Origin of the sequence: Fictibacillus sp. FJAT-27399, assembly GCF_001510655.1 — a bacterium.
GTDB classification, from domain to species: domain Bacteria; phylum Bacillota; class Bacilli; order Bacillales; family Fictibacillaceae; genus Fictibacillus_C; species Fictibacillus_C marinisediminis.
Map to the genome: position 1 here is coordinate 54,072 of NZ_LMVC01000001.1, position 11,820 is coordinate 65,891.

At 41.7% G+C, this 11,820-nt stretch carries 16 protein-coding genes; 6 read left to right on the forward strand and 10 right to left on the reverse strand.

Annotated features, from left to right (window positions below):
- Positions 1-76: 76 nt before the first annotated feature.
- Both AR335_RS00305 and AR335_RS00310 read right to left on the reverse strand, forming a co-directional pair.
- A complete protein-coding gene (locus AR335_RS00305) occupies positions 77-838 on the reverse strand; it encodes a YdcF family protein (protein WP_062231117.1) in 762 nt (253 codons plus the stop codon).
- 43 nt (positions 839-881) lie between these two features.
- Complete coding sequence (locus tag AR335_RS00310) at positions 882-2,378, reverse strand: HD domain-containing phosphohydrolase (RefSeq protein WP_062231119.1); 1,497 nt, start codon at positions 2,376-2,378, stop codon at positions 882-884.
- 134 nt (positions 2,379-2,512) lie between these two features.
- Between AR335_RS00310 and AR335_RS00315 the strand changes: the two genes are divergently transcribed.
- Positions 2,513-2,986, forward strand: a complete 474-nt coding sequence (locus AR335_RS00315; protein WP_062231121.1) for a GNAT family N-acetyltransferase — start codon at positions 2,513-2,515, stop codon at positions 2,984-2,986.
- A gap of 38 nt (positions 2,987-3,024) precedes the next feature.
- On the opposite strand, the gene trhA is transcribed toward AR335_RS00315, so the two are convergent.
- The 6 genes from trhA to AR335_RS00345 form a co-directional block, all read right to left on the reverse strand.
- Complete coding sequence (gene trhA, locus AR335_RS00320; RefSeq protein WP_053354927.1) at positions 3,025-3,666, reverse strand: PAQR family membrane homeostasis protein TrhA; 642 nt, start codon at positions 3,664-3,666, stop codon at positions 3,025-3,027.
- 106 nt (positions 3,667-3,772) lie between these two features.
- On the reverse strand, positions 3,773-4,486 hold the full coding sequence (locus AR335_RS00325; protein WP_062231123.1) for an amino acid ABC transporter permease: 714 nt from the start codon (positions 4,484-4,486) through the stop codon (positions 3,773-3,775).
- 14 nt (positions 4,487-4,500) lie between these two features.
- The gene (locus AR335_RS00330; protein ID WP_062231126.1) at positions 4,501-5,154 is read right to left on the reverse strand and encodes an amino acid ABC transporter permease; all 654 of its coding nucleotides are present in this window, start codon (positions 5,152-5,154) and stop codon (positions 4,501-4,503) included.
- 62 nt (positions 5,155-5,216) lie between these two features.
- Positions 5,217-5,966, reverse strand: a complete 750-nt coding sequence (locus AR335_RS00335; protein ID WP_369795785.1) for a glutamate ABC transporter substrate-binding protein — start codon at positions 5,964-5,966, stop codon at positions 5,217-5,219.
- 68 nt (positions 5,967-6,034) lie between these two features.
- Positions 6,035-6,763 carry an amino acid ABC transporter ATP-binding protein gene (locus AR335_RS00340; protein ID WP_062231128.1) on the reverse strand — a complete coding sequence of 243 codons (729 nt, stop codon included), beginning with the start codon at positions 6,761-6,763 and terminating at the stop codon, positions 6,035-6,037.
- A 323-nt stretch (positions 6,764-7,086) separates the two neighbouring features.
- Positions 7,087-7,512: an organic hydroperoxide resistance protein gene (locus AR335_RS00345; protein WP_062231130.1), complete on the reverse strand. Its 426-nt coding sequence runs from the start codon at positions 7,510-7,512 to the stop codon at positions 7,087-7,089.
- 238 nt (positions 7,513-7,750) lie between these two features.
- Here AR335_RS00345 and AR335_RS00350 point away from each other — a divergent pair, with 238 nt between their 5' ends.
- Positions 7,751-7,990, forward strand: coding sequence for a hypothetical protein (locus tag AR335_RS00350; RefSeq protein WP_053354920.1), 240 nt, complete (start codon positions 7,751-7,753; stop codon positions 7,988-7,990).
- A gap of 121 nt (positions 7,991-8,111) precedes the next feature.
- Here AR335_RS00350 and AR335_RS00355 read toward each other — a convergent pair whose 3' ends face one another.
- On the reverse strand, positions 8,112-9,410 hold the full coding sequence (locus AR335_RS00355; protein WP_062231132.1) for a purine/pyrimidine permease: 1,299 nt from the start codon (positions 9,408-9,410) through the stop codon (positions 8,112-8,114).
- A gap of 158 nt (positions 9,411-9,568) precedes the next feature.
- Here AR335_RS00355 and AR335_RS00360 point away from each other — a divergent pair, with 158 nt between their 5' ends.
- The 3 genes from AR335_RS00360 (at position 9,569) to flgM (ending at position 10,737) form a co-directional block, all read left to right on the forward strand.
- Positions 9,569-9,910 (forward strand): hypothetical protein, encoded by a 342-nt coding sequence (locus AR335_RS00360; protein WP_062231134.1) that lies wholly within the window; start codon positions 9,569-9,571, stop codon positions 9,908-9,910.
- Positions 9,911-10,222: 312 nt separating this feature from the next.
- On the forward strand, positions 10,223-10,462 hold the full coding sequence (locus tag AR335_RS23390; protein WP_053354917.1) for a hypothetical protein: 240 nt from the start codon (positions 10,223-10,225) through the stop codon (positions 10,460-10,462).
- Between the two features lie 17 nt (positions 10,463-10,479).
- Complete coding sequence (flgM, locus tag AR335_RS00370) at positions 10,480-10,737, forward strand: flagellar biosynthesis anti-sigma factor FlgM (RefSeq protein WP_062231136.1); 258 nt, start codon at positions 10,480-10,482, stop codon at positions 10,735-10,737.
- A gap of 36 nt (positions 10,738-10,773) precedes the next feature.
- On the opposite strand, the gene AR335_RS00375 is transcribed toward flgM, so the two are convergent.
- A complete protein-coding gene (locus AR335_RS00375) occupies positions 10,774-11,181 on the reverse strand; it encodes a phage holin family protein (protein WP_062231138.1) in 408 nt (135 codons plus the stop codon).
- 247 nt (positions 11,182-11,428) lie between these two features.
- Between AR335_RS00375 and AR335_RS00380 the strand changes: the two genes are divergently transcribed.
- On the forward strand, positions 11,429-11,701 hold the full coding sequence (locus AR335_RS00380) for a hypothetical protein (protein WP_062231140.1): 273 nt from the start codon (positions 11,429-11,431) through the stop codon (positions 11,699-11,701).
- The last annotated feature ends 119 nt before the right edge of the window (positions 11,702-11,820 follow it).

The following is an 11,820-nucleotide window of genomic DNA, read 5'->3' on the forward strand; positions in this document are numbered from 1 at the left end:
TTTGTATATCATTCCAATAGATGATGTCTCTATTCAATTTCGGCATAAGAAAAAGCACCCTGGAAAAGGGTGCTGATCATTTAAAATAATCCTTATCAAAGATATAGTATTTGGCGAGTGCAAGAATCTCACGTACATGTACCTGAGGAGTGACGGACAATGGGACAGAAGATCCTTGTCCGAATGCTTTTAAACCCAATCCTTCTGCCAGGCATTTCGCACGGTGGAGATGAAAATCACTGGAGATGATCACCACTCGCTGGTGTTTTCCGGCAGGTAGATATTTTTTCATCAGATTTCTTGAGAACTTTATATTTTCATAAGTGCTTGTTGCTTTGTTTTCATAAACAATCGAGGTTGAAGGAACTCCTTTGTTTTTTAAATACCTCCCCATGACTTCTGCTTCTGTCTTACTCTCGCCGACGGTCAGTCCTCCGCTTACGGCAGCTTTAACACCGGGATGTTTGTGAAGGTACAATGCGGCTTTGTTCAGCCGCTCTTTCAGCACTCTTGAAGGCGTACCATCCTTGATCCCGGCTCCTAAAATGAGTACATAATCAATATTTGCGGGATGTTCATCTTTGATGGAAGTAAGAATCAGCCCTTCAAGCAGCAGGGCAATAATCAGGGCAATGGATACCGTTGAAACTGTGAAAATCCGGAATTTCTTGTTTTTTCTCCACTGCTTTTTGAGTGGATGGAAGACAATAGCTATTGCCAGTAACAAGAGAGAAACGAACAGTATAGCGAGAGCGCCAGTGTCTAATCTGGTGATCGCTATCACGAAAAAAGAATAGATGATTCCGATCAAGCTGATAAGAAAAAATAGTAATCGCATAATAACTCCTGATTTTTTGTGGTAAGTTATAGCCGTTGTTTCATTAAGACACGGAAGAAAGCTTCAGTTCCTCAACTAATAGAGGAACTAATGATGGATCCCACTGTGTACCCTTGCCGTCAAGCAGAATGGCGACTGCCTTGTCTCTGCTCATGCCTTTCCGATAAGGCCGGTCTGATGTCATGGCGTCATAAGCGTCTGCTACTGCAATTATCCTTCCGAAGAAGGGAATGTCATCACCAGAAAGCCCTTCTGGATAGCCTTTTCCATCATAGCGTTCATGATGGTATTTCACGCCGGGAAGAAGTGGCTCCATAGCTTCCTTCGGCTGAACCTGAGATAAGATTGAAAATCCAACCACCGGATGTTTTTTAATGTAGCTGAACTCGATATCGTCCAATTTTCCGTCTTTTAATAGAATATGATCGGGGATACCAATTTTTCCAATGTCATGGAGGAGGGCTGCTTTTTTTAGTGTAGATAGTTCATCCATACTAAGGCCTGCTTTCTCACCAATCTGAACCGAATACTCGGCAACCCGCTGTGAATGTCCGGCAGTATACGGGTCACGTGCATCCATTGTGGCTGCCATGACGGCAAAAAAGCTGTCCAGAAGCTGGTGGTTCATTTCTTCCCGGTCGCGGATGGAAGAACTCATATGATTAAACCCTGAAACAAGCCTTGAAAATTCATCAGAATACGTGTTGTCCAGCAAAAATTGGCTGTTTCCAAGCTGTACTTCTTCCATGGCCGTTTGAAGGTTCTTCATCGGAGCGAGCAAATCTTTGTAGATCAGGTACGTCCCGAAAAAAGCAAAAAGCATGCCAAGCAACAGAATGAAGATCGCCCAGCTCCAGTATGACCTCGTGATGGAGGCTGCCTGTTCATATAATTTGACCTGGTTGGCAAGAGCGAACAAGAGTACAGGAAATGTTCCAATAAAAATGGTGCTTAGCTGAATTTTTCGCTGAATCGAAACAAACACTCTGTTGTTTTGGGACAGAGGATCTCCGTGCAGTTCGACCGCCCGATTCCTGAGTTCTTCAATGATCGGTTTCACGGCACTCGTTGTTAAATAAAATTCAACAATGGCATGCATTCCAGCTACGATAACGGCCCCCAGACCGCCCATGAACAGGTACATATAGGGCATGTTGAGAAAACCAAAGTAAATGGCTGCGGTCACTAAAATGATTGCTGGAACTGATAGTCCAAGAAAGTGAGGCCCCATGATCCGTTTTACCGTCAGCAAAGGAAAACGGTGAGCTTGAACAAATCCGTTCGTCAACGTGCGGATCGATGGGTTCGATTTGTAAAACGCCCGGTAGATCGGCTTGATGTGACGGGAGAAAGCACGGTATTCAATAAAACACATGATGAAAAAAGACAAAGCTAGGATCCCTGAGATCATCCATTTTTCAAAGGTAGAAAAGTGGAGAGTCGAAAAGACAAAAAAACCCCCAACTCCAATGACTGCGATAAGTGATCCTATGAGATAATTTCTTAGAAGCATTCTTTGAAAATGACGATAAAAGTCCATTTCACACCTCTTTCCAAAGGACTTAAGTCACTATATCTAGAATAACATTGATAACAATGGTAAAAAAGTCTAATTTTGTTATATTTTGAGGAAAAATGCTGGTGCCAGGCACCAAAAAATCAGGAGGGGAATTCATGGAGGAATGGACGAAAGAATCATACGTTATTTCAATGGATAAGAAGAGTCTCAATATTGATCTGATTCACGAGTTTTTAACAAAGGAATCCTATTGGGCACAAGGCATTACCCGAGAAAGGGTTCAAAAAGCGGTAGATCATTCTCTTTGTTTTGGAGTCTATGAGAAGAATGGCGATGATCAGACACAGATTGGTTTTGCGAGGATCATAACAGATTATGTGGCGACAGCTTATGTTTGCGATGTATTTATCCTGGATCCGCATCGCGGAAAAGGACTTTCCAAATGGCTGATTGAGACGATTACTTCCCATAAAGAACTGCAGGAGGTACGAGGAATGCTTCTTGTGACAAAGGATGCTCATGGACTCTACAGCCAATACGGGTTTCAGCCGGTTGAAGCGGAGAAATATATGAAAAAAGAAATGAAGAGAGAGGAGCAGCCTCCTCGTTCTGTAATGCGCGAAAAATAAAAAGAAGACGCTGACACATACGGTTCAGCGTCTTCAGCTTATGAAAGCTTGAGAATATAGAACATAAGCATAAAATGAGAGGCACTTCCAGCTAGTACGAAGAGATGCCAGATTGCATGGTTGAAAGGGAACTTACGCCATACGTAAAAAACGGCCCCGACCGTGTACATAATTCCACCGCCGATCAGCCAGGCAAGACCTTGCTCAGGAAGAGTGACGACCACACGGTTAAAAGCGAATATGATCAGCCACCCCATAAGAATATAGCCGATTGTTGAGAGAATGACGAAGCGCTTCGTGAAAAAGATTTTAAACGCCACACCCGCCAATGCGATCCCCCAAACGGTTCCAAACAATGCCCAACCAAGAGCTCCCTTTACCACAATCAATAGAATCGGTGTATAAGAACCCGCAATAAAGATATAGATGGCTGAGTGGTCCATGATCTCAAAAATATCTTTGACCTTTCCCTCAGGAAAGCTGTGAACGAGGGTTGAAGAAGTATAGAGAAGCAGCATGGATCCGCCGAAAACAGCAAAGCATGTGATGTGAAGCGGTGTCCCTTGCGCGCTGGCAAAAACAACAAGTAGGGTTAAAGCAATAATACTGAAAACCGCTCCGATGCCATGGGTGATGGCATTGATAATTTCCTCACGTTTTGTATACGTAAATGCATTCATTTTTTTCACCCCTTATATAGTATCCTGCACTAAGACCGACATTAAGTTTCACTTATTTTAACATAGAAAAAAGAGCCCATGGCAACTGAGCTCTTTTCTTCGTAATTTACATCGGTTCACTGCCGGCCTGCTGCTGAATCGGCAATGTTTTTCCTGTTGATTTCCGGTTGCTCCGTTCTTTCGTTTCAAGCCTTCTTGCGAGCAATGATAATGAATAGTTAACGAGAAAGTAGATGAATGCAATGAGTAAAAAAGTGGGAATCACGTAATTTACGTTTTTACCATTCACGATTTGCGCATTATGCAGCAGCTCAGGAAGCGAGATGACAACAGCAAGAGAGGTGTCTTTTAAAAGAGAGATAAACTGACTGACAATCGGCGGAACCATTCTTCTTAAGGCCTGAGGCAATATGATGTGCTGCATCGTCTGAATGTAGGTGAGGCCGGAGGATCGGGCAGCTTCAATCTGTCCTTTTTCGATGGAGTTTAATCCGCTTCGGACAATCTCAGATAGCATGGCAGATTCAAAGATAATAAGAGCTGATACGGCAGCCATCATAACGCTCATTTTAATGCCGACTTCAGGCAAGGCGAAAAATGTGAAAAAGATAATCAGCAGCAAAGGCAGATTCCGTATTGTTTCAACACATACGGCAACGACCTTTGATAGAACCGGTATCTTTGCATAGCGCAAGATTCCTAAGATACTCCCGAAAATAAAACTGAAAACAATAGCGATGAAGGCAACGAAAAGTGTAGTCATCAGACCTTTTAGCAAAAAGAGCAGATTTCCTGCGGAATAAGCACCGATAAAATCCATTGTGCGTCTCCTCCTTATCCGCTCACAGCAAGACGCCGTTCAAGATAACCGACGAATAAGCTGAGTGGAATAGTTAGAACAAGATAGAACATCGCCACAAAAATATAGACGTCAAATACAACATACGTAGATGAAGAGATGGAATCTCCAAAGTACATTAAATCCAATCCTGCAACAACGCCAAGGATGGAAGAGTTTTTCACCAGATTAATGAACTGATTGCCAAGCGGAGGAATAACGATTTTAATGGCCTGAGGAAGTATGATGTATCTCATCGTTTGGATGTACGTCAAGCCTGATGAACGGCCAGCTTCCATTTGACCCTTATCCACGGATAAAATACCCGCGCGGATCGCTTCTGCAATAAATGCCGCTGTATAGATGGAAAGAGCAATGGTTCCCGCTTGAAAACCGCTAAGCTTCATGCCTAAACTCGGCAATCCATAATAAAAGATAAACAGGATCAAGATGAGAGGAATATTTCGGACAAATTCCACAAAAGCTGTTCCGATGATCTGAAAAATCTTTAACGGAGAGATCCGCATAACAGCGAAGATCACACCAAGAATAAAGCTGCAGACCAAAGCAAGAAGGCTTGCTTTCAGTGTGTTGACAAAGCCATCAAGATAGGTGTCAAAGTTGTCGATCAGTATGGTGAAGTCTAGCATGAATTCCCTCCTTTACGAAAGAAGGATAGATGGGCAAAGCTGCCCATCCATCACAAAAATCATTATTGTTCTTTTATCCATTTGCTCTTGATTTTGTCATATTCACCGCTGTCCTTAAGCTCTTTAAGGAATTTATTCACGTACTTTGTGAACTTGTCATCGCCTTTATTCAAAGCGATTCCATATGGCTCATCGGTAAATGGCTGTCCTACCAATTGATAGTTCGAATCCTGGTCAGCCATCCCGTATAGAATCGAGTTATCTGTTGTTAATGCATCACCTTTCCCAGCTTTTAACGCGGTAAAGGCTTCAGCATAATTTTCAAACTCGAGTACCTGGGCATCAGGAGATTTGTCTTTGATGTTTTGAACAGAAGTGGAGCCTTTTACAGCCAACACCTTTGTGCCTTTCTTCACATCATCAATACCCTGGATTTTACTTCCTTTTTTCACGAGCAGCGACTGGCCTGCTTTAAAGTAGACATCAGAGAAGTTAACTTCCTTTTTACGGTCCTCTGTAATAGTCATTGTGGCAATAATCGCGTCAATGTCACCGTTTTTCAGCATTTGTACACGTGTCTTTGATGTAACTTCTTTTAGTTCAAGCTTTTTTTCGTCACCAAAGATTTTTTTGGCAAGTGCTTTTGCAATATCAATATCGAAGCCTTCTACTTTTCCGCTGGAAGGATCCTTGTAACCGAAAAGATTGGTATCATATTTTACACCGACCACCAGTTTACCGCGTTTTTTGATGGCAGATAGTGTATCTTTTGATTCTCCGCCTGTCTTGTCGCTTCCGCATGCTGAGAGCATGCTGATTACGAGTACCAGAATAATAGCCAACAACCAGCTTTTCTTGTTTTTCAAATGTCTCATCTCCTTTAATGGTTTAGAACTCTGCTTAAAAATAATTTTGCACGTTCTTCTTTTGGATTGGAGAAAAATGCTAAAGGTTCACTGTCTTCAAGTATTCTGCCGTGATCCATAAACACGACCCGGTTAGCCACTTCACGGGCGAATCCCATCTCATGAGTGACGACCACCATGGTCATCCCGTCCTTTGCGAGTGTTTTCATAACATCCAGAACCTCACCAATCATTTCGGGATCAAGGGCAGAGGTTGGCTCATCGAACAACATGATATTCGGTTTTAATGCGAGGCCCCTGGCGATGGCCACTCGCTGCTGCTGTCCTCCTGAGAGCTGGGATGGATAGGAATCAGCTTTGTCTGGAATCCCAACTTTTTCAAGGTAGAACATCGCCGTTTTTTTGGCTTCTGAAGGTGAGATCCCTAATGCCTTTTTTGGTGCGAGTGTGATGTTTTCAAGCACGGTCATATGTGGATAAAGATTAAAATGCTGAAATACCATGCCAATGTTTTTGCGTAGATCATTAATATTTGTTTCCTTGCTGTTTACTGCATTCTTGTTGACGGTGAGATCTCCGTCAGTAATTGTTTCGAGCCGGTTGATACACCGGAGCAATGTACTCTTTCCCGACCCCGATGGACCGACGACAACAACAACTTCCCCTTCTTTAATCTCCAGGTTAATATCATTCAGAACCTGAAAATCGCCGAAGTGCTTATTAACATGACGAAAAGATATCAAACCAATCCCCCTTTGTTATGTATTAAAACTCAGGTTTCTAAAGACCTGAAGTTTTACCCGATACGAAGTGTTTATGTATTGCAAATTTTCCGGCTAAAATTCTATTATTCGACTATCTGTAACAAAATTCCTTTTTAAATTTACTTTTTAATTGTTTTTTTACGAAATATTTGAGAGGTGGGATCCTTTTGGAGTAAAAGACTTGAGGGTCTCTTTTAAGCATCATGCAAGGTCCATTAGGAATGAAAATCAACAATATGCTTTAACAGAAACTACAAAAAAACTGGCTCCTCAAAAGACTGAGGAACCAGCTGGATGTTTCTTTATTGGACAGCTTTAATCTCTACATCAATGTTGCCTCGTGTCGCTTTGGAATACGGACATACTTGATGAGCTTCATCTGCGAGCTTCTGAACATTTTCCTGATCCTGGCCCGGAATAGAAACCTCCAGGACGACTGCAAGCTTTAATCCGCCGTTTGAAGAATCTTTGCCGATCGTCACGTTAGCTGTAACTTTGCTGTCTGAAACATCAACTTTCTGTTTGCCGGCAACAATCTGCAGTGCGCTTTGATAACAGGCAGCATAACCGCAGGCAAACAGCTGTTCAGGGTTTGTTCCTTCACCGCCGGACCCCTGGAGCTCTTTTGGCATGCTGAGCTTTAAATCAAGTTTCCCGTCTTTGCTTGAAACTCTTCCATCTCTTCCGCCTTGTGCGGTAGCTTTTGCTGTGTATAAACCTTGATCCATTGTAAATCACTCCTTGTATAAGGTGACAATATCTGTCCCAAAATAGCTACACACCTAAACATTATCTTTTATCACTATTTTTAAACCTTTAAAATTTAGGAGGTGGTGCCAGGCACCGCATTTACACACTTGTGTAATTACAGTGCCTGTCACCAAACAAGGTACCAAACACCCAAAAAGTTTAATAAAGATCTATTTAGGAAATTATTAATCTAAATACATAGCTGGAGGGAATGGCATGGAAGTGAAAGAGCAGATTATGGCTCTGATGGGAAATCCGGAGAGAGAGTTTGAATTTAAGCAAAAAACAGATTTACCGGGTGTAAAGGATGATTTGGTACGAATCCGTTATGTTCCTCAAGGCGACAGCGGATTTTTTCAATCCACATTCTATGATGAAGAAACAGAGATCGTTGGCTCACGGGTGTTTGACGAACTGGAGGATGTTATATTATTTGTAGAGAAAAATAAAATCTGAGGCTCTTGGCAGTAATGAAAGAGGAATATAAAAAAAGCAATCCGGTTAATTATACTGGATTGCTTTTTCGTGTTTTACGTGTGGCGATTCACTTTGAGCGTACTGCCTTCCTCTATCAATCCTAAAAGGAAGGGGAGTCGCTCAGCTTCGTCTGCCGTTTGTTCAGTTGTTCGAGCAGCATGCAGGTCAGCATACCCAGGATCAGCCCGTTATTCAGCAAAGTAGTTAATATATTGGGCAGACCCTTCAAAGCAGCAGGAGGAATGAAGGTGCACCCCAAGCCGATCATTAACGATGTGGCGATAACAAACAGCGTATTTTCATTAAATTTCAGTGAGCGATATTCCTTTAAAGCCAGTCCGATCATGCTTGAAAAAGGAACAAAAATCGTCGCATAGCCAACAGGTGCAGGTATGCTTGCGAAAAAGAACGTAAGCTTTGGAAACAGGCTGATGGCGAGGATCATCAAACTCCCAATGATGTAGGGAAGGCGCTGAAACATTTTGGTTGTCAGGATAAATCCTGCCGTACCGGATATCGGAACACTGGCCACGGCCGAAAGCAATCCGGCAATCAGCGTGTTCAATCCCATCAATCCTGTCGTTTGATTATAATTAATGTCTGAATGAGGCTGTTTTTCATTTTTATACACATTCTCGACGACGTTGACACTAGCGACCATATTGGCGAGAAGCAGGAAACCAATAATGATGGAAGTCAGAGCGATGCCGCCGCTGAACTGCGGAGCTCCCCATGCGAAAATCTCAGGGAGGGCTACGGTTTTACCGTGAAAGCCTGAGTCTTTGACCAGCCCCAATAACGAAAAAAGGCCCCAACCGGCAATCAGGCTGATCAAAACGGAATAGCTTCGCAAAAACTTGCTCTTCGCCTTTCCTAGAATCATGGACAAAATTAAAATGGCGATGGCTGTAACCGCAACTTTGCCGTCCACACTGTTTGATAAGTATCCGATCCCCAGGATTCCTTTAATAAAGGAGCCGCTTAGCTGAGCAACGAGCAGGATCAAATAAGTTCCTGTAACGAGGGGAGTAAACAGCTTTTTTAGAGGACCAATCCATTTCATCAAACCTAGAAAAATGAAAAGAAGCCCGCAGATCAGCATTCCCATTTCCAGCTGATGAAGCACATCTTGTCCGTTTAACGAACCGGCTGAAACGAGTCCTGCATAGACCATGAAAACACCCCACCATAGACCGGCTGGCCCTTCTGTAATAGGAAGATGGTGTCCGAACAAGGCTTGCAGAAAACCCGAAATGCCAATAATAAAAAATGTCCTTTGAAGGAGTTCAGCTATTTCAGCCGGTGGAAGATGGAAGGCAGTGCCGATGGAAATAGGTGCTACTATGCTGCCGGCAAGGATGAAGACCATCCACTGAAACGAAGAGAAGAATAATTTCATATTATTAACACCTACTGTCTGAAAACTTTATACACGGAATCTATTATAGACCTGCTGCCTAAATCCGGAAAGCCTTTTTGTTTCTGGTTTTTAGGTTTAAACAGCTGGCAAATAAGGGAAAGGAATGAGAAAGAGAATCTTAGGAGGAATGACGTGCGATGGATGAAAATAGAATTACGTTTTATGTTAATCCAAAAGGTGAGATCAATACCCTTCCGGCCGACGAAAGCATGCATCTATTTGAAATCCGAGCTAACGAGGCAGAGATAGAGCAGCTGCGAGGTTTATTTCGTCAGCTGCACGAACATAATAAAAAAGAAGGAAAAGATATTTTTTCAACGAAGTCGTTCTTTTACGAAAACCAGGCTGAACTGGACCGGAAAGAAGATAACGAGATCATGTTCGAGATTTACCGGCAAATTTTCATGCTGGGAACGGAAAAGACCAAAGAGGATGTAGAAGAGATGGGCGTCATTCCAAAGCTGAATGAATTAAGATAAACGTTCATCTATTGGAGATGAACGTCTTTTTATGAAATGTCTAGCTTCAGCGACCAAGTCCTCGAGGTCGCTTCACTCATTCCCTCAACACAAAAAGCGTGTTGTTGGGTATGAGCTCCAGCGCTTGTCGGACTTAAGCAGGTCGCTTACGCATTTCTTAGAAAAAATTTCTGTTTTTTTATTAGGTACCCCTTTAAATAAAAATAGGCTGCGAAAACTATTAGAAGATATCTTTTAGGTGTTTATGAAAGTTTTTCATTGGGTATTCATACATACATTCATCAACCATCACAAGGGCAAGGGAAGAGTAATATGAAAACGATTAAACAGGAAGATATTCAACTTTGGGTAGAAAATCATTTAGAGGACTTTAAAAATTTTACTCCCTATCTGTTTACCCAAGAATTTATCCACTTTTTTTGTGAATCTCGGCAAAACGAAAAAGAGTTTGAAGTTAAGTATGATAAAAGTGGCCAAAAACTGTATATGCGTTATCTGGAACCTTCTGAAATTGAAGATGATTGGGTATGCGTCGGGAATGTGAGCTTCTAGACAAAGGAGATGTTATTGTGGAGATCAATCGCGTACAAAGAGTGGAGAAGCTGTATAATTCAGCACCCGTTAATAAACAGAAGCAAGAGGAAAAAAAGGAACTTCGAGATAAGATCGAAATTTCTAAGGAAGCTCAGGAGTTATATATGGCCGATAAGTTTACGAATGAGCGAAGTGCTAAAATAGAAGAACTCAAACAAAAAATTCAAGCTGGGGAGTACAAAATCGATCCTGATAAGATCGCTCGGAAGATCGCTTCTCACTATCAACTATAAAAACAGATCAGCAGCAGCTGATCTGTTTTTTTTTGTTTATTTTTTTTCCTTATCCGATTTGGGCTTCAAGATAAGGAATGCTTTTCGGATAAGCCCGGGAATCGGGATATTCGTCCTGCCCGCATTCTCGATGATGGATAGAAGCTCATTGGATAAATAAAAAAAGATGGTCGCATCCCGGATATATTGTCCGCCGAATAAGGAATCCAGTGAATGCGCAACCGCAACAATGCAAAATATGATGACTTTTTTTATGATTCCTTTGAAGCCGACAGAACTTGACAATTTTCCCTCGTAGGCGGATGCGCAAATGCCGGAAATATAATCAATGATAGCAAGAATGACAAGCGCTTTAATCAATGGTGACATCGAGCCAAACAAATAGCCAGCATAAACACCAGCCAACGCCGATCCGCTTTTAAATAATAATTGCGCTCTACTCATGTGAAAACACCTCAAACTTTCGAGAGTAGTGAATCTAGTATTGATTAATAGAATATGATGACGGACAAGATTTGGTTCATACGTGAGGGGAAATAGCATCAGTAAAGAACCTTTTTTTGCAGAAATAGCAAGATTATATACAATAATACGACAAATTAATTAAATATTTAAAAAAATTTAAAAATAAGGAACAGACAGGCACATAATCTGTTACAATGGAGAAAATCTTTATTAGGAGGTATTTAATGTGAACAAAATTACTCTTGGTCTCCCTCCACATTGTCACAAAGTTTCATTCGATGGAAAGGTTTTTAAAATTAAAGGATTAAACAATGAAAAGATGATCGTACCGGTGTCTGGAACAGATAGAGCGGAAGTTAGCCATGTGAACGAGGAAACCGGGATGTTAAATATAATCGGAAAAGACCAGATATTAATTTCAATGGAGATGCCAATCCGGTTTTGTGAAATCGGAAAAGGATGGCTCCTTGATAAACTGCCAAAACGAAAAAAGAAATAAGATACCAAAAAGAGGACACAGGATGCTGTGTTCTTTTTTTGTTTTAGCTTTGTTACAGCATATTGTTGCTTGAAAGAGACACTCAAGTCTTTTTCTCCTAAAGAAGGCGTTTCGATCAC